At 52.3% G+C, this 21,241-nt stretch carries 18 protein-coding genes and 1 other RNA gene; all 19 read right to left on the bottom strand.

All coding sequences use genetic code 11. From position 1 onward, the window contains the following. Positions 1-54: 54 nt before the first annotated feature. Positions 55-1,242, bottom strand: coding sequence for a SpoIIE family protein phosphatase (locus KOI40_RS13560; protein WP_216098069.1), 1,188 nt, complete (start codon positions 1,240-1,242; stop codon positions 55-57). Positions 1,243-1,482: 240 nt separating this feature from the next. Further along, a complete protein-coding gene (locus KOI40_RS13555) occupies positions 1,483-2,202 on the bottom strand; it encodes an MlaA family lipoprotein (protein WP_369413188.1) in 720 nt (239 codons plus the stop codon). Positions 2,203-2,289: 87 nt separating this feature from the next. After that, positions 2,290-2,886 (bottom strand): hypothetical protein, encoded by a 597-nt coding sequence (locus KOI40_RS13550; RefSeq protein ID WP_216098068.1) that lies wholly within the window; start codon positions 2,884-2,886, stop codon positions 2,290-2,292. A gap of 161 nt (positions 2,887-3,047) precedes the next feature. Further along, positions 3,048-4,115: a porin gene (locus KOI40_RS13545; RefSeq protein ID WP_216098067.1), complete on the bottom strand. Its 1,068-nt coding sequence runs from the start codon at positions 4,113-4,115 to the stop codon at positions 3,048-3,050. Between the two features lie 333 nt (positions 4,116-4,448). Continuing rightward, a complete protein-coding gene (gene hrpA, locus KOI40_RS13540) occupies positions 4,449-8,339 on the bottom strand; it encodes an ATP-dependent RNA helicase HrpA (protein ID WP_233710266.1) in 3,891 nt (1,296 codons plus the stop codon). 84 nt (positions 8,340-8,423) lie between these two features. Beyond that, positions 8,424-9,185 carry a class II glutamine amidotransferase gene (locus tag KOI40_RS13535; RefSeq protein ID WP_216098066.1) on the bottom strand — a complete coding sequence of 254 codons (762 nt, stop codon included), beginning with the start codon at positions 9,183-9,185 and terminating at the stop codon, positions 8,424-8,426. A gap of 28 nt (positions 9,186-9,213) precedes the next feature. Then, on the bottom strand, positions 9,214-9,639 hold the full coding sequence (locus tag KOI40_RS13530; protein WP_216098065.1) for a GNAT family N-acetyltransferase: 426 nt from the start codon (positions 9,637-9,639) through the stop codon (positions 9,214-9,216). Next, a complete protein-coding gene (locus tag KOI40_RS13525) occupies positions 9,627-10,283 on the bottom strand; it encodes a tRNA-uridine aminocarboxypropyltransferase (RefSeq protein WP_216098064.1) in 657 nt (218 codons plus the stop codon). The genes KOI40_RS13530 and KOI40_RS13525 overlap by 13 nt, the downstream gene beginning before the upstream one ends. Beyond that, the gene (locus KOI40_RS13520) at positions 10,255-12,120 is read right to left on the bottom strand and encodes a VWA domain-containing protein (RefSeq protein ID WP_216098063.1); all 1,866 of its coding nucleotides are present in this window, start codon (positions 12,118-12,120) and stop codon (positions 10,255-10,257) included. Before KOI40_RS13520 ends, KOI40_RS13525 begins: the two co-directional genes overlap by 29 nt. Positions 12,121-12,346: 226 nt before the next feature. Then, positions 12,347-13,015, bottom strand: coding sequence for a YEATS-associated helix-containing protein (locus KOI40_RS13515; protein ID WP_216098062.1), 669 nt, complete (start codon positions 13,013-13,015; stop codon positions 12,347-12,349). Between the two features lie 64 nt (positions 13,016-13,079). Continuing rightward, positions 13,080-13,493 (bottom strand): hypothetical protein, encoded by a 414-nt coding sequence (locus KOI40_RS13510; protein ID WP_216098061.1) that lies wholly within the window; start codon positions 13,491-13,493, stop codon positions 13,080-13,082. A 63-nt stretch (positions 13,494-13,556) separates the two neighbouring features. Next, positions 13,557-14,006: a YcgN family cysteine cluster protein gene (locus KOI40_RS13505; RefSeq protein WP_216098060.1), complete on the bottom strand. Its 450-nt coding sequence runs from the start codon at positions 14,004-14,006 to the stop codon at positions 13,557-13,559. A 52-nt stretch (positions 14,007-14,058) separates the two neighbouring features. Further along, positions 14,059-14,349 carry a YcgL domain-containing protein gene (locus KOI40_RS13500; RefSeq protein ID WP_216098059.1) on the bottom strand — a complete coding sequence of 97 codons (291 nt, stop codon included), beginning with the start codon at positions 14,347-14,349 and terminating at the stop codon, positions 14,059-14,061. A 110-nt stretch (positions 14,350-14,459) separates the two neighbouring features. After that, positions 14,460-15,593 carry a ribonuclease D gene (gene rnd, locus KOI40_RS13495; protein WP_216098058.1) on the bottom strand — a complete coding sequence of 378 codons (1,134 nt, stop codon included), beginning with the start codon at positions 15,591-15,593 and terminating at the stop codon, positions 14,460-14,462. Positions 15,594-15,664: 71 nt separating this feature from the next. Beyond that, a complete protein-coding gene (recR, locus tag KOI40_RS13490) occupies positions 15,665-16,258 on the bottom strand; it encodes a recombination mediator RecR (protein WP_216098057.1) in 594 nt (197 codons plus the stop codon). 63 nt (positions 16,259-16,321) lie between these two features. Beyond that, on the bottom strand, positions 16,322-16,642 hold the full coding sequence (locus KOI40_RS13485; RefSeq protein ID WP_216098056.1) for a YbaB/EbfC family nucleoid-associated protein: 321 nt from the start codon (positions 16,640-16,642) through the stop codon (positions 16,322-16,324). Positions 16,643-16,719: 77 nt separating this feature from the next. After that, the gene (gene dnaX, locus KOI40_RS13480; protein ID WP_216098055.1) at positions 16,720-18,705 is read right to left on the bottom strand and encodes a DNA polymerase III subunit gamma/tau; all 1,986 of its coding nucleotides are present in this window, start codon (positions 18,703-18,705) and stop codon (positions 16,720-16,722) included. 166 nt (positions 18,706-18,871) lie between these two features. Beyond that, positions 18,872-18,968: signal recognition particle sRNA small type (ffs, locus tag KOI40_RS13475), an RNA gene on the bottom strand. A 369-nt stretch (positions 18,969-19,337) separates the two neighbouring features. After that, positions 19,338-21,077: an N-acyl-D-amino-acid deacylase family protein gene (locus tag KOI40_RS13470; protein WP_216098054.1), complete on the bottom strand. Its 1,740-nt coding sequence runs from the start codon at positions 21,075-21,077 to the stop codon at positions 19,338-19,340. Positions 21,078-21,241 lie beyond the last annotated feature (164 nt).

Here is a 21,241-nt window from a genome sequence, read left to right as displayed (position 1 = left end):
GATTACACGCAATTTTCGCACCGACAATGATCATCGGACACGCTAAGGCCAGTCCTAAGCTCCACGCACCAGACTGAGGACAGCAATGTCATCCGGTGCATCCTCAATAGCATCCAGATTCAAAGCTCTGGTGACGTTTGCCAAGCCACCCCCTGCATCGGTAAGCATGTGCAGGAGATGATCCTCCTTGTCCAACAAATCCTGTGGTGGCATCACCTCCAGAATTCCGTCTGAGAATGCCAACAAGGTAGAGTGTGGTGGAAAGTCCACTTCATACAAAGGCCACTCCGAATCGGGAAACAGCCCTAAAGGCCGCCCCTTGCCTTCCAGGAAACGATCCCCTTCAGGTGTCAGCAATGCCATCAAAGGCAGATGACCAGCGACCGCATAGTACAGGCGGTGCAACTGTATATCCACTACTCCCACCAAGCAAGTCATGTGGTGGCCTAATCTTGTCTCCAGCAGTAGCCGATTCACCTCCGCAAGGGCAGTATTCATGTCCTCTTTCACCGAGCGGGTCCCATCGAACAACTGACAGTTGCGGGCTATTTCCGTGGTCGCATGCTTGACCCAGATGGTAGCAAACGCCGATGAGGAGCCATGGCCGGATACGTCGGTAAGGTAGAAGGACAGGTAGCGATCACCAAAATACCCCAGATCAATAAAGTCGCCACTGAGGAATAACGAGGGTATTACCTTGTGTTCGAGGCAATAAGAACCACGCTTCACCGGACTCGGAGGCAACAATTGCTGCTGAACCCGCCGACCGGCCTGCTGATCCTTTTCCAGTGTCCGCAGGTGCTCCTTGAGTTCGCTATTGGCCACTTCCAGCTCTTCGCGATAACGCTGGTTTTGAGCCAGCAGATCCCGTCGTTCCAGGCTCTTACTGACGGCATGCACCAGCACCTCCATATCGACGAGAGGCTTGATCAGAAAATCAGAGGCTCCCAGACGCAGTGCCTTTACCACATCCCCCATCACCCCGACACCCGACATGACTATCACCGGAGTTTCCGGCGAAGCCTGGTGAATTTTTTCAAGTACCTGCAAGCCGTCCATAGAGGGCATGCGCAGGTCAGTCAAGACAACATCCGGGCAGTGCTCATGAAACAGGGTCAGCCCCTGAATACCGTGATCGGCTTCCAGCATCTCGAATCCACTGTCTTCGAGATAAGCCACCACGCTTTGCCTGACAATGGTGTCATCATCGATGATGAGGATTTTCCGGTTTCCTGGAGGCATTATCCACCCGTTTCGAGCTGTGGGACTCGCGCTGAATATGAGAGTTGCCGGGGCTTGTACAGGACCGGCCATAAGGTCCCATCAGGTAAGTCCGCGGTATCTTAACCATCCTCTGCAATCAGCAAAGAAATAAGCGTCAACACTACTCCCATGGGCGAAACCCTGCAAGTACTTCGCCGAGGCTTTGGCAGAATCGCTAAAGCCTGCACATTCAGTAGGCTTGAGGGCGATTAACTAATGCTAGAAGTCGTCGTCACCGCCGAAGCTGTCTTCCACGGTACCGTCGTTGATCAGATAATCCCGCCGCTGCAGATAGGCATCACGGATAAACGTGTACTTGTCACCACTGAGCAGATCTTCAGCATCCAGCAAAGAGGCGCGCGTGTCGATCAGATCGACTCCGGCGATGCTATTGCGGGTTGGAACGTGATCCACGTAATTGATGGGGCTCACATAAGCGTTAAAAGGCATGCCAGCGGCATCGCGCAGGGTGCTGGAACCGAAAAACGGCAACACCAGGTAGGGGCCCTGCCCGGCTCCCCAGGCGGAAAAGGTCTGGCCGAAGTCTTCCCCCTCATTACGGGGCATGCCAAAGTACTGGGCGACATCAAAAAAACCAGCAACACCGACCGTGCTGTTCACCAACAAGCGTCCGGTGTCATTGCCCGCCTGAGCCCACTTCCACTGCAGGACGTCATTCAGGACGTTACGGACCTCTAACAGATTGGAAAAGAAGTTGGATACTCCGGTCTCCACAGGATCCGGAGTCACAGCCCGGTAGCCCTTGGCCACAGGCTTGAGGAAATAGGTATCCAGAGTGTCATTGAAGACAAAAATTTTACGGTTTACCCCTTCCCAGGGATCATTGATCTCTGCACTGTCATTAGCAAAGCCATATTGACCAGATGCAAGCAACAGCAATCCTGCTGTTAATGTTGTAAAACGGGCTTTCAATGCCACCGTGCCTCTCCTGCTATAAACGGAAAAGCCATTCTAGCCCAGGTCGGATAACAGGCAAAGCGCCACCACCCGACCATTTGGCTGACTTTACTTGGCACACTGGAACTGATAGTGCAAATAATAGCCTGATTGATTAGGAACAGACCACTCCTTCAGTTTTTCCCAGCCGTTGGGGCAGTAATGTGCCATCTGCACATACAGGCCTTTAAGCGCGGACTCTGGCCCACCCGTGGTGGTAAAAGGTTCACGGATATTGAAGGCTAAACCGGCATTATCTGACTCTGCAGCGGCGGTAGCGCCTGCACTCCCGGAAACCGATGAACGGGGAGTTGCTGCCGTTGCTTTAGCAACTTTCTTAGCTGTAGACAGATCTTGCTGAGGGACAGAGGTTTTGCTGGATTCGCGATACGCCAATTGCTGAGCTGGTTTTACCGAAGGCTTATCTGCGTCATCATTAGCATAAGTATCAATCGCTTTCGCATGCTTGCCGAAGAGTTTAGTGCCCTCTTTCGGATCGTAAACAATATCTGGGTTGTCGTCACACTCAATGTGCAACTTACTGAAATCGAGGCTGTCGGCCATATCCACATCTGGAGAACATTCGTCCGAAGCCGCAAACAATGATGCGGAAGTCAGCTGCAAACTGCCAGCCAGGGCCAGAGCCATCCAAGTGATTTTTTTCATCATTTTCTCCACAAAAATGATTTTCTGCTCTTTGCTCTCACTCTTTGTATGTGTGCACTGAAGAGTAAAGAAACAAAAACAGATACAAAAAAATTAAAAGAACACTTGCAGGAAAGGTGCCGAAGCACCTTTCCTCAATATCTAACTGAGGTCATCCCCAATTAAAATTTGTGTTCCATACCGATACCGAAAACATCATCTTCTTCTGAGTAAGAAACCAGATTGTCGTTGCTCTCAATATTCGAGTAGTAAGTGTAAATCTTGGTGGTTTTCGCCAGGCTGTAATCCACACCCAAAATCCAGGCTTCACGCTCGAATTTGTCGCTCACAACACTGCCGCCAACTGGTGCCAACTGGATGTCGTATTCGCCTTCACCGTACTGTGCTTTCAGTTTGAAATTACCCAGTTTATAAGAAGCACTCAGCATGTAGCTGTCTTCATCGTAACTTGAGTTACTCAAATCAAAAGTATTTTGATCGTAGTTATCACCTTCCTCTGCCTGCTGATAAATACCACCCACAGTCAGATCACCCAAACTGTAAGAAGCCACAAAACGGTTAATGTTCAGGAACGCTTTTTCCAAGCTACCGGACTTCACGTTCTCATCGCGCGCCAGAGCCAGATACAGACCACCGTGCTTAAAAGTCAGGCCAGCAGAGTAGCTATCCAACAAACCATCGCGACGATCACCGGCATCTTCACCCAGAATGCTCATCACAGAAAACTGGAAGCCGGCCATCTCAGGAGTGCTGTAGTTGATCACGTTGCTGGAGCGAGTTTCACCGGACATCCAGTTCTTGATATCGCCACCCTGAAGGTCACCAAACAAATCGACTTTGGCCTGTGACAGTTTCAGAACTGAGTCGCTGCGACCCGCAAAAATGGTCCCGTAGTTACCGCTCAGACCTACGTAGATGTTACGCTGTTTAAAAGTTTGATCATCAGAACTGCTACCGGAAATACCGCTGTCTACAAACACTTCAACTTCAGCTTTGTAGATGGCGTACAGGCCTTCAGACAATTCAGTTTTACCTTTAAAACCAACGCGGGAAGCGTTACTGTTCAGGTTCCAGCCACTTTCGTCAGTACCTTCAATGCTGGATTCAAAATTTGAATTAACAGCAGTAACATTCATTTTACCGTAGAAAGTGGTATCGGTTTCGCCCATCGCAAAAGCCGTTGCAGGCATAACAGCAGCGATCGCCAGTGGCAGTAATAACTTTTTCATGGAGTCATCCCCTAGATATTTTGGTTGTAATAGACAATCTAAATAGTCGTTGTTGATGACGCCGAAGCGCTTTCAACAACATGGTGTTAGTAAGTCTGAAACGCAATCCTTGCTCGGTGACTACGTTATGGAGGGGCATTCTGAAGAGATAATATTTCAGTAATATGACGGGAGCTTAAAAAAGGTTTTTTTTATTTCTAAAGGCTTAAAAATAGAAATTCTTATGAAGATTTTGAGCCAGGCCAGAGGGTTGATTCCTACTGGCCTAAAAAAGTAAAAGAGATTTATTTCAAAAAACAAAGACAACTGTAATAATTTTGAAACAAAGATAGTCTAAGCATCGGCCCACAGCTTTTTCAGCCGCTTTTCCGAAACCGGCATCAGAGTTTTCAACGACTGGGCAAACAAAGAAACTCTGTATTCCTCCAACATCCAGCGGTATTGCACCAGCTGATCATTGGCATAGACCGTCGCCTCTCCGTCTTTTTCGAGACGCTGCTGCCAGGGTTCCCACAAGCTGTCCACTTCCGCCGTCCAGATCTTGTCTTTCTGTATTTGGGATGGGGCTTTCTCCAGTCTCAGGATGATCGCTTTGAGATATCGGGGATACTGTTGCAACCATTTCTGTGGGGTTTGGTATAGAAAACCGGGGTAGATCAATCGCTGAAGCTGCAAGTTGATGTCACCAGCAGCAACGGCAATGGCGAGGGCATTCTTATTGGACTTGATGTTTTTCTTGATGGCCACAACCTCTGCCAAAACGGTCACCATCAACTTTTCAAGCTCCGTAGCCCGTGCAGTGATCTGATCTCTGCCCGCTTCAATGCAACCCAGAAACGCCTCACGGGTTCTGGGAAGCTCTCCACTGAAACAACTGTCGGCAACCGCCGCCATGATGATGTCATCCACCACCGCGTCCCGCTTACCCAGAGAGACGACAGTCAAACCAAGATCCTTGCCTTTAAGCAGCTCCTTGCGCAGATATTTCACACTGCTCTGCAAATGCAGCAATGCCAGGCGGGTAATCCCCCGTCTGGTGAGGTATTCAGCCTCGACAGGATTATCACTCAGCCGCAGTGCTACTGAATCTTTCTCGTCGATCAACTCCGGGTACGCCGTGATACTCATGCCCGCCCGCTTCAGGCGAATGTCTTTTGCCAACTGGTCAAAGTCCCACTCGGTAATCCCGGACCGCTCAATGGAATCATCATTGCTTTTGAGAGTTTGCTGCAACTGATCCCGATAACGCTCGCGCAGGCTCGCCAGATCTCGTCCTTGCGCCAACACCTTGCCGCGCTCATCCACTACCTGAATATTAAAGCGATAGTAATCATCCAGCTGCACCTGCAGCCACTGATCTTCAGGGATATCGATCGTAGTTTGGCGCTTCAACTGATGGCCAAGAGCTTCTGTTAAAGGCACATCGTCAGGACTCAGTGAGGCCAGTGCGGTATCCACATAATTGGGCACCGGTACAAAGTGCTTGCGCCACTGTTTGGGCAGCCCTTTCACCAACTGAATGCATTTTTCCCGAAGGATACCGGGTATCAACCACTCCAGGCGATGCTCAGGCACTAAATGCAAAGCGGCCACGGGCACCTGAATACTGACGCCGTCTTCTGCGTGACCGGGCTCAAAATGATAACTGAGCGGAAACGTCAGCCCCTGCCAGCTCAGTTCCGCAGGAAACTGGGCTTCGGTAATGGCACTGGCGTCGTGCTGCATCAGATAATCACGAGTCAGATACAACAGCTCTGGCTGGGGGTTATCCTTGTCCAGCTCCACCGATTTACGCCAGTGCTCAAATCCGGCCAGATTGACAATATCCGCCGGCACCCGTTCATCATAGAAACGGTAAATGGCCTCTTCGTCCACCAGAATATCCCGGCGCCGGGATTTGGCTTCCAGCTCGTGCAATTCGGCAATCAATTGCTGGTTGTGTTTGAAAAAAGGCCCCTTGCCACGGTAGCGCTCCTCCACCAGAGCGGCACGAATAAACACTTCACGTGCCGTTTTGGGATCGATACTGCCAAAACTGACTCGCTGCTTTTCCACCAGTGTCAGACCGTACAATGTCACCCGCTCATAGGCCATCACCTGGCCGGTTTTGACATCGTAATGGGGTTCAAACTGATTGCGCTTCACCAGATGTTTGGCGGCCTGCAGCGCCCAGTCGGGATCAATCTTCGCAACCTGATGAGCGAACAGGCGGGAAGTTTCCAGCAACTGCCCGGCCATCAACCACTTGGGGGATTTCTTGCTCTGGGACGAGCCGGGGAAGATCATAAAGCGGCGATTACGCGCCCCCAGATACTCCTTGTCTTCTGCCTTGTTACCGATGTAGCCCAACAGTCCGGTAAGAAGCGCCTGATGAATGGTGTCGTACGAGGCTGCCTCGTTATTTTGTTTGAGGTTTAACGGCTTGAGCGCCGTCAACAACTGATGGTGGATTTCCCGCCATTCCCGCAATCTCAGGTAAGACAGAAACTCTTTTTTGCACAGTTTGCTGTATTGACTGGACGACAGATCCTGACGCTGCTGCTCGACGTAATCCCAGAGGTTCAGATAGGCCATGAAATCTGAATGATCGTCATTAAAGCGACGGTGTTTCTCATCGGCAGCCTGTTTTTTCTCGGCCGGACGCTCTCGCGGGTCCTGAATGGACATACCGCTGACGATAATCAAGACTTCCCGCAGGCAGCCCAGTTTCGCTGCAGCCAGCACCATCCGTCCCAAACGGGGGTCCACGGGCAGAGTCATCAATTGACGGCCCAGGCCATTCACCTTGCCCTGCTTGTTGACAGCCTGCAGCTCTTCCAACAGTTTGAAACCGTCGTTCAGCAAGCGCTGATCCGGTTTATCGACAAACGGGAAATGACGCACCTCTCCAATGCGCAGGTTCAGCATTTGCAGAATCACAGCGGCCAGATTGGTCCGCAAGATTTCGGCATCGGTAAACTCGGGTCGATTGAGAAAGTCCTGCTCATCGTAGAGTCGATAACAAACCCCTTCACTCACCCGGCCACAGCGTCCTTTGCGCTGATTGGCGCTGGCCTGGGAAATGGGCTCGATGGGCAACCGCTGAATTTTGGAGCGAAAGCTGTAACGGCTGATGCGCGCCAATCCCGGATCAATCACATAGCGGATACCGGGCACGGTAATACTGGTTTCAGCCACATTGGTGGCAAGCACTATCCGCCGTCCTTTGTGGGCATTGAAGACCTTGTTCTGCTCCGCCAGACTCAGGCGGGCATAGAGCGGCAACACCTCCACATGGGGAAACTGAGCCCGGCGCAATGCCAGTGCCGTCTCCCGGATTTCCCGCTCGCCACTGAGAAACACCAGAATGTCGCCGCCCCGCCGGGAGCTGCTTTTTTCGGTCGTCAGGATTTCATCCACGGTTTCAGTGATTGCGCCGTAAAGATCCTCGTCTTTATCGGCCATGGGGCGGTAATGGACATCCACGGGAAAGGTGCGGCCCGACACCTCAATGATGGGCGCATTGTCGAAATGCTCTGAAAAGCGCTGTAGATCGATCGTTGCCGAGGTAATGATGAGTTTCAGATCCGGGCGCTTGGGCAGGATTTGCTTGAGGTAACCCAGCAAAAAATCAATGTTCAGGCTGCGCTCGTGAGCCTCATCAATAATCAGCGTGTCGTATTTGTTGAGGAAGCGATCGTTTTGAATTTCCGCCAGCAGGATACCGTCGGTCATCAACTTGATGTGTGTCGTATCTTGAGAGTGATCGGTAAACCGCACCTGATACCCCACGGATTGTCCCAGCGGGGTATTCAATTCTTCCGCGATACGGGACGCCACCGTTCGGGCAGCAATTCGCCGTGGTTGAGTGTGGCCAATCACGCCCTGGATGCCCCGTCCCAGCTCCAGACATATTTTGGGCAGCTGGGTGGTTTTACCGGAACCGGTTTCGCCGGCCAGAATCACCACCTGATTCTCCTCGATCAGCTTGGCGATCTCCTCGCGGCGACCAGACACTGGCAGACTCTCGGGGAATTCGATCCTGGGAACAGATTCTGCGCGTCGGCGGCACAACTCTAATGACCGCTCAATGCCCGCAGCAAGCTTCTCAATGGCCTTATCCGCAGACTGGTCACTTTTCAACCGGTCTTTTATCTGTCCCAACTGGCGGGCAAAGCGATGGCGGTCACGCCCCATTACCTCTGTCAGCTTTGTTTCTAATGATGAAATAACCTCTGTGGACAAAGCGGACTCCTGACGACTCAATAATGGCGGATTTTGGCTAAAAGCCAACCATTATAAGGGCTTGAGTGCAGATAGAAAAACCGCTCAGTACCCCTCGCCGCCGACAAACATGACCATCTCGCCCGGCGCCATCTCTTGCCATAGCTCATTATTGGTCAACGGCTCTGTCGCAATCACGGTCACCACGTCATTAGGGGTCGTTTCACCGGCAAAATCGATATGGACATCAGCATCCATCAGCTGGGCTTTGCCGAAGGGGGCACGGCGGGTAATCCACTGCAGTTTGGTACTGCAATAGGCCAGCAGAAAGTGGCCGTTACTGAGCAGGCAATTAAACACCCCCATCTCCCGCAATTGTTCACAGCGCGGGTAAAGAAAGTCTCGCAGGGTGTCCGGAGCTGGCGGCTCGCTGAAAGCAGCCCTTAATTCACCCAGCAGCCAGCAGAAAGCTCTCTCACTGTCGGTGGTGCCAATGGGAAGATCTTTATCCAGTATCAGGCTTTCACTGTTTGCCAATTGACCGTTGTGTGCAAAGGTCCAGTTTTGCCCCCAGAGCTCTCGGGTAAACGGGTGGGTGTTCTCGAGACAGATACCACCCACATTGGCCTGACGGATATGACTGATGACATAACAACTTTTGATGGGATAACGCTGTACCAGACTGGCGATTTCTGAATTCACACAAGGGTCTGGATCGCGAAACTCGCGAATGCCTTTGCCTTCATAGAACACGATGCCCCAGCCATCTTTATGAGGACCAGTGCCACCTCCCCGCTGAAGTAGCCCCTGAAAACTGAAACAGATATCGGTGGGGACATTGGCCGACATACCGAGAAGTTCACACATTCCATGCCTCCCAAATAAAGACTGGCTTTTAGGATGGAAGCCTTGCCATCAAGATGATCTTGCGTCCCTGTCGAGTATAACGTTCAAAGGCATCCCGCATAAACGCAGGCGCCTGTTCAGGATCACGCCATGTAAATCCCGCTTGCTGGTAAAAGGCTTGCAGATGATCGAAGGGATAACAATAGCATGGATGCTGCTGTAAGAAATCGCTCAACCCCAACAACAGTTGGGAGCCCACTCCCTGCCCCCGAACCTCCGGGGCAACACACATGGCTCTGAGAAAGTACCAGCCATCGGCTTTTGGCTCCAGCCGGACGGCAGCCACAATCCCCTCACGGCCTTTGAGTACATACACGACATCCCCTCGGACGGCTTTCGCCGAGTAACGACACTGTTTGTAAAACTTGTTGACCAGTGGGATTTGTAATTCCGGAACGGACTCTAACTGATACATGAGTGGTTGCTGCGCTGGGCCTCGTAGTGTTGTAAGAAACGTTGAAAGTACTCATCCAGGGCAAGAGCGGATGAATCAAATCCCAGTGATTGTAACAGGGTGATACCGGTTTCAACGGTGGAAAGGTTACCTGGCTGTTGATTTTTTCGCAGGTCATAACAGCTGGGGCTATCACTCGATAGCCCCAGCCGTGGCAGCGATTGCAGCTCGGATGAACTGCGCACCATTTTGCGAGCCTGCTGCCAGGTGCCGTCCAACAGGATAAACAGGTAATGCTCCAGCCCCCGAGGCGACGAGAGAAGATCCTCCTGGTCCAGGGTTTCGAGGGTTTCGAGGGTGTCGCCGGCAAGGTCGTCGAGCGGAAACAATAAAACTGGCTGCTGGCCTTTGGCTTTTGCAGCCTCAATCAACGCAGGCCCCGAAGTTTTACGCTGCCAGGTTTCGATTTGGCAGTGAGGCAGAGACGCCTCGAGCAATCGCCCGGTATTGGACAGTTTGGTAAACTCCCGCTCGTGAGTGAGCAGTAACAGATGGAGTCTGGGGGTTAACTCCGGAGCTTCGTGACACAGACACACACTCTTTCGCCAATGGCATCGGCCACAGGTTTCATCAGTGTCAGCTTTTCGCTCCGTCTGGGTTGCCATTTAAATCATTTTCCAATTCAGCCAGAAGCGCATCGACATCCTGCGCATTCTGCATATCCTGTTCAGACAGTGGTTCATTTTGATCCATGCTTAATTCAGCTTCGGTGACCTTATCACTGGATAAATCCAGGTCCGTCATCGCCTCCTCGCCAGTTTCGATTTCAATGGGTGCGATATCGTCATCCCGATCTGAAGTTTCGCTCTCCCGAGCATCCACAGAATCTCGGGCATCATTTTTTTCAGGCTTGTTTTGCCCCGGCTGTTTGGATTTTACCGGATTTTCTTCCTGAATTTCGTCTGTTTCGGCTTCGACGTCAGATACCGCCTGTTCCAGTTCTTTCAGGCTATCCTCTTTACCCGTGCCCATCACCAACCGATAAGCCATATACGCGATAAACAGCAGCAGCAAGTTACCTCCGCCAATTACCGCATACAAGAGCCAGTCCGGCATCTTGGCAGGTACAGCTGGCTCGGCTTTCGCAGCGGTCTCTTCGACCACAGGTTCCTCTTTGACCGGTTCTGGCTCGGTTTTTTTCACGGGTGGCGCCATACCGGCAATTTCACGGACTTGCAGATAGTGGGTTAACTGTCTTTGAAAGCTTTTTCCATCCACCACCACGGAAAGCTTATAACTGCCGGCCTCATGGAATACATCCAGACGAGCTGAGTACACACCATCAGCCGGTGGAGTAGCCTCGCTCAGTATTTGTTGCCAAACCTGCTTGGGATCAGAAGCATTGGCTTGTGCTTCTGCAGAATCAAGCTGATGGACAGAACCGGTAACCGTCAACAACTGCAGAAAGTCAGCGTCCGTAATTGGCCCTTCCTGATCCTGCATGCGCAATGAGAGATCCAGCGTCTGATCCCAGAAGACATTGTTCGGCAGCGGCTTAATAAAAAGATTAAGGTTGCTGACGATGGTGACACGACTGTCAGGCGCAATATCTGCCAACACATTCCACTCGCCCTCTACGGGTTGCTGCAAGGTCACCAGATCGTACTGATCCGTGCGATACCACCTGGCATCGTCGGTCTTTTGTTCAAACTGGTACTCCATGCCATCCGGACTGATCAGGCGGGTGGCCGGACTGCCCGGCTGGCGAAAAATCAGGGCGGTAAACTCTTCAATACTGGAATCCACCAAAAATCGGTTGTCAGTAAGCGGCAGCTGTTCAGCCGGCGCAGTCTGATCGAAGATGCGTAAAAACACCTTCATCAGCTCGTCTGCGCTATGAGCCACCGCCGACACGCCTTCGGACGCCAAAGCCAGCTCATCCAGTAATGGCTGGTCAGCGTGGTCGGACAAGGCAATGGTGTGCAGGGTGTACCCGGAAGATTGAATGACCGGCAACACCTTCTGCAAGATACGCTGTCGCTCTGCCTGATTTATTTTAGGATCTTTGCTGATGTCCACCATGCCATCGGTGAGCAAAATGATATGCGTCTGGTAGCCCTCATCAGGCACCAGATGATCGTAGGCAGCCTTTTCCAGCGCCTCTCCTATATTGGTAAATAAGCCATTGGAACTGATTTTCGTGGCCTGACTCGCGGCCCCCGCCTTCCAGGTATCGCTGACCTGACGATGAGGGACCAGCATGTTCACATGCTGCCCAAAGGTCCAGACGCCGGCTTTACTGGTCTCGGGCAATAACTGCATCAGCAGCTCCAGCGCCGGCTGACGCAAATTGGCCGGATCATTTTTTTTCATGCTGCCAGAGATATCGATCACCACGCGCACATCCGTGGCTTTGGGAAGCTCAAGCTGTAGTTGATCGGCTGGGAACTGGTCAGTTTGACCCAGAACTACGGGCACCTGCAAAACAAGTAGTACTAGCAAAAAGCTCCCGGTTAAGACTGACCGTCGAAATGGAATCAGCAAAATGAGCGCAGAAAGGATAGAAGACGGGGAAATGTATTTCATGGTTTTGCTCATTGGCTCCCGACACCACTGAGCGAGCTTCACCCGGTTGGCCGTATTTAAAACATTACTGTGTTTATAAATACGGCCAAAAAGCGGAATGCTTTAGCAAAGACCGACGAGAAAAGGTCGTGCTAGTGCACAATCACACCAGAAGATCGGCCATACGTCGACCTTTCTCGGTCAAATACCAGCGAATCCCATGAAGTCCACTGACTTTGCCCACCATCTCCTTGGAGGCTAGCTGGGATAACGCCTTGCCGGTGGCGGTTTCTTCAGAGCCATTTGCCTTGCTCAATCCCGCCAGAGAACGGAAAGTGTGTTTGCCTGTGGCCAGGGATTTGAGGGTTTTCTGAGCGACCTCATCCAAATCAGGGTCAATCTCAGGAGCCGCGCCTTCATCCAACGGAGCATCCTGCTCAGTCTCTGCTTCCACCAATGGCAGCAGCTCGTCGCGCAGCACCCGCAACTCCTGCTGAGTGGCTTCAGATTGAGCCCTGGCCAGTGTGGCCTCGCGCAGGATACGATCGGAAGTGTTTACAATCACCACCCGCGCGGCGATGGCGGCAATCAGACAGAATCCGGTATAGATCAATAAACGGGAGGGATCGCCCTGAATTTCCAAAATCAGATCACTGTTGACGAAATCCAGAATCACAGGCACCAGAAAGGAGGCGCCCATGCCAATCACAATACAGCGAGGCAAACTGCCGGAGTCGCTGGTGTTCTGGTTCATCTGATAATAATTGATCAACCCACCAAAAATTCCTGACACCAGCATAATCGCCGCCAGGATAAAGATGTGATTCCCCATTGCGTTCTCCTAATTTGAAAGTCCGTTCTTCTTTTCACTTGTTCCTGGTGATTCTCTTCCGGCTCTAGGCGCCTTCGGCCTCGGCCGCTTCATGGGAGCGCTCTTCCCTGACTCGCTGGTGATGGTGCCAGAGACGGCAGGCCCCGTCCCACAAGAGCGCCATCACCAAACCAAAAGCCAGAAAACCCAACAGGCTAGGGCCAACCCGATCAAAACCGTCCGGACCACCAAAAATGGTCTCCATCAGCATCATCAGGGTCGCGGGCGCCATAGCCTGATAATCTTCACCAATACTGAAAGGACACACCAGTGCAATCAACATCACTACCCGCAGCACACGCCTTACCGGCGACCAGCTTATTCCGCGAGTGATACGCCACCAAACGGCAAACATGCCCAATGCCCCCAGCATGTAATACGTCCAGGCCACACGCGGGTTATCCAACATTGAACCTTCAAACCATGAAGCATCTATCATCTTTTTATTTCCAACGACTTAACTTTCCAACTGCTTATATTGCCAACGACCCAAGTCTTACTTTCACTCTACCCAGTGGACAATATAATCTTCCAATTCATCTTCGGGAATATCACTTTCGGCGTAAACCCTTCCCCGTACTGAAATCCCCGCTTTGTGGACTGATTCCGGATTACCGGAAAGCAGCGGGTGCCAATCGTACAGAGGCTTGCCCTCAGCCACCAGACGATAGGCGCAAGTCTGCGGCAGCCAGTGAAACTGGGCCACGTCTTCCGGCTTGAGATCGATACATTCAGGCACCAGTTGCAAGCGCTGACTGTACTGCTGACAACCGCCCTTTTGACTGTCCAGATAACGGCAGGCCACGCAGGTGTAATGGACCTCGCCGGTGTCCTCATCTTCCAGCTTGTGCAGACAGCACTTACCACAGCCGTCACAGAGTGACTCCCACTCATCGTCGGTCATTTCAGAGAGAGATTTGCGTTCCCAAAAATGAGCAAACTGGGCAATCACAGCAGAATTCGCTCTATGCGCTGAACACTGGTCACTGCAGGTGAACGGCTGCTCACTTGAGATTCATCTTGGTGTTCTGCAAATGAATTTCAGCCATCTCTTTATCCTTGAGCGGCGGCATTTGCAGATAGTAGCCATTCACTTCCAGTTGCTCCATCACCCGTTCGGCATCCACCCGTGCCAGTTTTTTGCCGGGCTGCAATAACAGAGTCATTACATGGCTTGGTTTTCCAAAACGATCGAGCAACGCTTCAGGTACGCGGGTCAGGGCTTCAGACTTTTTAACGTAGAGATACATTTCGTCTTCGGCGGGGCTTCTGTAGATGTCACAAATGAGTTTCATAGTCTTCCCATTGGGCAATAGTCTTACCGTATTATGCTGGCAGCCGCAGGCACTCCTCAGCCCGGTTCCAGTCAATTTACTCTGGCCTGTTATCGTGGGTTGTGGCGCAATCACCACTGCCGGGCAATGTCCAGCAGCCCCTGACCAACCACCTCACGCCGCCATCCTGACAAACGATCATTTAAACTATAGTCACGATTTTCCATACCAGAGCGAATCAGATCTTCATAATCTTTTTTACGCACCAGAACCTCCGGTGCAATCACCAGCTTGTCGGCCGTTTCTCTGGTGTACTGCTTCAAGGCTTTCATCAGATCGCCCTGCTCCGGCGGCAGTGGCTTGGGCAGGCGCTCGGGGCACTCGGCCACCGGCTTCTGACGCTGCTCGGCGATAATGGCAAGTAAATGCTCACCATCGGCGTTTAAGGTGCGCGCCGTCATACCTTCCAGTCCGGCGATCTGTTTCAGTTCAGTGGGCTGATAACGAGCCATATCCCACAGAGCTCGCTCCTTGATCAGGCGATTGCGGGGTATATCCCGCTCGCGAGCCTGCTCTTCACGCCAGGCAGTCAGTGCCTGTAACGTTGCCAATTGGGGGCGATTCAGCTTCCAGGCGGATTTGATTTTGAGGTACATCTGATCATAATCGATGCCCTGCTCTGCCTGCGCCACCAGATCGGCACAGTCCGCTTCAACCCACGAGAGTCGATCACTCTCCTTCAATTGCTTAAGCAGCAGACCGTAAACCACCAGCAAGTAGGCCACATCCAGGGCGGCGTATTGTAACTGGGGCTGACTTAAGGGGCGTTGCAGCCAATCAGAGCGCGTTTCACTCTTGGGCACCTCCATCCCCAGCATCACTTCAACGAGCCTGGCATACCCCAGAGAAAAACCTTTACCGGCTATAGCAGCCGCCAGCTGGGTATCAAAAACCGGCGACGGGGTAATCCCCAGGAAAGTCTGGAACACCTCCATATCTTCCGAACAGGAGTGCAGTACTTTTGTCACCTCGGGGTTGGTCATGATGGCGGTAAACGCCGAGAAATCATCAATCGACAAAGGGTCCAGCAAGTAGCAACCCTGCCCGTCCCCAACCTGAAACAGTGCAGCAATCGGGAAAAACGTGGTGCTGCGCATAAATTCAGTATCTACAGCGATCGCAGCCTGCTGACTCCAGCGCTCGCACAAGCGTTCCAGTTCGGCAGTTTCAGTGACCCAGATAGGTTCTGAGGGGATGATAGACATGCAATTACTCAGTTAGACGTTAGGAATACGATAGCGAATTTTGTACAAGAAGAACCGGCTACACCTGGCGGTTATACCGCGCGACGGGAAGATAAAGCGTGTGCGAGCGTACCACCATCAATGTACTCAAGCTCCCCTCCCAAAGGCACGCCATTGGCGATTCGGGAAACCTGAACATTTTGCGCCTTGGCCTGATCCGCAATGTAGTGCGCGGTTGCCTCACCTTCAACAGTAGGGTTGGTCGCCAGAATCAATTCCTGAATTTCGCCACTTTGCAGGCGGGTCAACAGGACATCCAAACCAATGTCCGCGGGACCAATACCATCAATGGGCGACAGATGTCCCATCAAGATAAAGTATTTGCCCTGATAAATACCGGCCGACTCCATTGCCAGAACATCCGCCGGTGTCTCGACGACACACAACAGTGAATCGTCACGTCGGCTGTTGGCACAAATGCCACAGACCGTTTCTTCGGTCAGTGTCCGGCAGCGACTGCAATTGCCAACCCCTTCTACCGCCTTGCCAAGACTCGACGCCAACCGTGAAGCACCTTCACGATCCCGCTCCAGCAAGTACAGCGCCATACGCTGTGCCGACTTGGGACCCACACCCGGCAAACATCGCAGGCTACTCATTAATTCATCAATTAAGGGGCTAAACATAAATTACGTTTCTGGACTCACGATAAAGCGGCAATTGCGCGAATATTGACCATTGAATGGGTGTTAAAATGGCATTTTAAAGCCGGGCGGCATCTGCATTCCGGCCGTCAGATCACCCATTTTATCTTTGGTATTTGCCTCAACTTTGCGTACAGCATCGTTAACGGCAGCAGCCAGTAAATCCTCCAGGATTTCCTTATCTTCTGTCAGCAGACTCGCATCGATATCCACCGACTTCACATCGTGACGACCGGTCATGGTCACCTTGACCAGCCCGGCACCGGATTGCCCCTGAACCTCTGCATTGGCCAACTCCTCCTGCATTTTTTGCATGTTGGCCTGCATTTCCTGGGCTTGCTTCATTAAGTCGCCAAGACCTTTCATACTTACCTCTCTTAACCCGATTGCGGGTTGATTAAACCTTTATCTCTTTACGCTGAGCCGAACGTTAGCGGCTCAGATTACTCATCCAGAATGGGGCGCACAGACTCTTCATCCAAAACGCCCTCAAATTGCTGGAGCAACTGCTGTACCACCGGATCGGTATTCATGGCATGGAGTGCATAGGCGTGCTGTTCCTGACGAATGCGAATGGCGCATGCAGCAGGTGTTTCAGCAGTAACTGTACCCAATTCAATCACGGCGGTGATCGGCTGACCAAAATACTGCACCAACAGCTCGGACAATCGGCCCTGATGTCCCTCGTCATAAAGTGTGCTGTGGTTGTGATCCAGCAGGAAGTACCACTGATCACCGTCAATGTGTTGCAACAAGCAGTTGGAAACCGTGCTTTGGAGTACACCACCCACACCGAGACCTGCGTAGAGTTCAATCCAGCGTTCCGGGGTCATGGCCGCCAGCGGGATTTTCTTCAATTCGTTGGGCTTGGGCTCTGGCTTCTCCGCCGCTGTTACCTGACGAGCCGGTTGCAACCCCATGGCCGACATTTCTTCGGGGGATAAACCGCGTTTTTGGTTAGGCTCAGCGGTTTGCGCCACAGGAGGCTCTGGAGACTGAACGGGCTGCGGCTCTGGTGCAGGCTCAGGCGCGGTTAACGGCTGAGACTGCTCAACAGGCTGAGGCTCATTTACAGGCTGAGGCTCATTTCTAACCAGCTGAGGCTCAGGCTGTTGCACGACTGAAGCTTGCTGTGGCTGGTGGGCAGCTTGAGAGTTTTCTGTCGTGGGAGCAACCGGTGCAGGAGCAGGCTCACGTTCCGGTTGCGCTTCTTGCTCATTCTGAAACGATGGAGACTCAGGCTCGACTGCTGGCTCCGCCGATTCTGAAAGCTGTATGGGCTCAGGGGCTGTCTGGGACGATGGTGAGGATTGCGGCAGCGGTTGTGTAGGCACACTGTGAACGCCCTGCGGCCTAAAAGCCATCATGCGCAGCAGCACCATCTCAAACCCGGCGCGCAGATCCGGTGACATGGGCAGGTCGCGACGCCCCATCAGAGCCGTCTGATAAAACAGCTGCACGTCTTCGGCGGGTAATTGCTGCGCCAGTGTCAGAATCTGCTGACGATCGCCGCGGCTGTTGTCCACCGCTTCCGGCAGAGCCTGGGCAATGGCAATACGATGCAGAGCAGAGAGCAGTTCTGCCAATGCGCCACTGTAGTCTGGCGCGTGCTCCGACAGTTCATCCACGGCTTTCATGACAGCTTCGCCCTGCCCTGACACCAGGGCCTCCAGCACGCGATAGACCAGATTCTGGTCAATGGTACCCAGCATGGCACGGACTTCACTTTCAGCCACCTTGCCGCCACCAAAGGCAATGGCCTGATCCGCCAGACTCATGGCATCGCGCATACTGCCATCGGCAGCGCGGCCCAATTGCCACAGGGCAGATTCTTCAAACGGCACCATCTCCTGCTCAAGTACGTACTTGAGATGGCCCACAATGCGCTCGGGGTCCATGTTTTTCAGGTGAAATTGCAGGCAGCGGGACAGAATGGTCACCGGCAGCTTCTGCGGATCGGTGGTGGCCAGCAGGAACTTCACGTGCGGTGGCGGCTCTTCCAGCGTCTTCAACAGCGCGTTAAAACTGTGACTGGAGAGCATGTGCACCTCATCGATCAGGTACACCTTGTAGCGGCCGCGAGTCGGCGCGTATTGAACGTTTTCCAGCAGCTCCCGAGTGTCTTCCACCTTGGTGCGAGACGCCGCATCCACCTCGATCAGATCCACAAAGCGGCCTTCGCTGATCTCCATACAGGCGCCACACTGGCCGCAGGGCTCGGAGCTGACGCCGGATTCACAGTTAAGGCATTTGGCCAGAATGCGGGCGATGGTGGTCTTGCCTACCCCGCGGGTGCCGGTAAACAGATAAGCATGATGCAGACGATTATGGTCCAGCGCATTCACCAGCGCCTGCAGCACGTGCTGCTGTCCAACCAGTTCGCGGAAAGTCCGCGGACGCCATTTTCGGGCAAGAACTTGATAGCTCATGGAGGTTGGGGATTCCTTGTCTGTCATCAAAATTAGGTACTGGATCAGCGATTATATCGACAGAAGCTGCCGCTGGCGAGCAACCCACCCAAGTGAACAGATATAAAGAAGGAAGAATAAAATACAGAAGGAATAACGGGGGATGCTTCAAGAATTGGGTGGCGGCTCAAACCAGCCACACCCCGGCACATGAACTCACTGCTACCGTTGCTCCCTTCCGGGCCTGGCGGGGTTTACAGCTAATCATTGCGAGGGGACCGGAAAGAGCCACCATTGCAAAGCGGGGCGATTATTCCTGTTTTGGGGGTCGATTGCAAGCCTGAGTGCGCCATCCAGGCCACTCGGGTTCCTGTGCAGCGTCTCGAATCGGGATTATATCTCCAATCCTGCCCTCATCGAGCTTTATATGGCTCACGACACCTTAAATGAGCATCAATGTGTCCCCTGACAGCGGCACTCTATCCGCTGACACAGCGACGTCTAATGACCATGTGCAGCCGAGCAAAAATGTAAAGATTTGTAACCGAAAAATTGGCTTCACCCAGCCCACGACCGCAAGACGGAACTTGATGCAGGCATAAAAAAACCCAGCCGCTAAGGCTGGGTTTTTCTGAAACGGGAGATTACAGAATTTAGCTCGCAGGCAAAAATGAACCAAATCCCATTTCATGGCCCAGCTCCGGTGCCAGCTGTTCGTTATCCACAGCCACACGGCCATTGATCACCACAGTTTCCACCAGACCAGGGTTGCGGTTTACCAGGCGCTGCAAACCAAAGTTTTCCATTTCCGCCCAATGCACCTGCTCCAGATTCTGATCGAAGGCTTTCGGGTTGACCACAATCACATCGGCGCGCTCACCGGTACGTAGCTTACCGGCGTTCACACCGAGCCAGTCTGCCTGCTCACCGGTCATACGCCAGACAGCTTTTTCCATACTCATCAGTGGCGCACCGCGATCGTGGGAATCTTTCACAAGCTTCAGGAAACGCAGAGGCTGATTGTAAAATGCCATATTGCGGATATGAGCACCGGCATCTGAAAAGGTAATCAGAGTATTCTTGTCCTGTACCATTTTGCTCAGTACATCTGGACGGTGATTGGCAACGGTGGTGTACCAGCGCAGGGAGTTACCATATTCCACCACCAAATCCAGGAACAGATCCACTTCATGGATTCCACGGGCCTTGGCGATTTCACCAAAATCCTTGCCAATCAGAGACTTGTCCGGGCACTCCAAAATAATGGCATCGGAGAAATCACGCTGCCAGACTCGGGGGCTCAACTTCTCACCGTAAAACTTGCGAAACTCACGACGATATTTCTCATCTTTCAACAAATTATCACGCTCAACCCGGTCTTTCAGATCCAGCGCCATCTCCCCTGCGCCAAACTCCTCAAAGAACACCACATCGATGCCATCGGCGTAAACGGTAAATGGCGTCGGTAATACCTGCCAGCGAAAATCTCCGCCAATCCAATTGATAATACGCGCAGCCAACTGTGCCAGCGGTCGCAAGGTGGCATTGCCACGCAGATCCATAAGAGAAATCAATGTGGTTTTCAGAGGCTTGCGGATACCACCCCAGGTTTCCCAGAGGTACTGGAGAATTTGCAGTGGGCTGGCCGCATTTGGCGCCCCCTGGTGCACGCGGTTGCGAGCACGCAGCAATTTATTGAAACGGCTGATCTCGCGCCACTTGGCATAGGTGCTGGGCAAACTCTTGGACCATTCGCGATCCCCGTCCACCTTGTCCCAGTTCAGGCACATGGTCGACAGTCCCAGGAAACCGCAATCCAAAGCTTCTTTGAGATGCGCTTCCATTGCCTTCATTTCTTCTTCACTGGGCACCACATCATTATCCGTTGCACGCGACAAACCCATAACGGCTGTGCGCAGATCGCTGTGCCCCAAAAACGAAATCAGGTTAGGCCCCAAGGGTTGCTTTTTCACAAATTCGACCCACTCGCGGGGCGTCTTCCAGGTTTTGTGTTTGTTAAGAATCGGCAAGACTTTTTCTCGCGGCACAGTTTCCACACGAGTAAAAATATCCGAGGCATCTTCGTCGTCACTGCACACCATACTCAGTGAACAGCTGCCGACCAAAACTGTAGTAATACCGTGACGTACGGATTCCGTTAAGCCGGGTGAAACAATAATTTCGGAGTCGTAATGAGTATGGGTATCCAGAAAACCAGGCATAACCCACTTGCCTTCTGCATCGACGACTTTTGCAGCGGATTCGATCTCGGCATCATTGAGGTCAAACTTCGCTACCTTGCCATCTTTGATTCCGACACTTCGGACCTTGGCTGGAGCACCAGTGCCGTCAAAAAGCAGACCATTTTTAATTGCTATATCTAACTGTTCCATTCTCTCCACCTATCGAATTATCATTATTGAAAGATGCACAAATATTATCCTGTACCCGCGCAAAAAACTTGTCATTTGACGTCAGAGGAAACTAAACTGAAACAGTTTCTCCAACACCCAAACGCGGACGTTCAAACAAACAAAAAGCCTCCACAAAAACAGCT

The organism is Pseudomaricurvus albidus (assembly GCF_018863235.1).
GTDB lineage: Bacteria > Pseudomonadota > Gammaproteobacteria > Pseudomonadales > Cellvibrionaceae > Pseudomaricurvus > Pseudomaricurvus albidus.
Note: the sequence above shows the minus strand (reverse complement) of the source record. Positions and strands in the feature narration are given on the sequence as shown.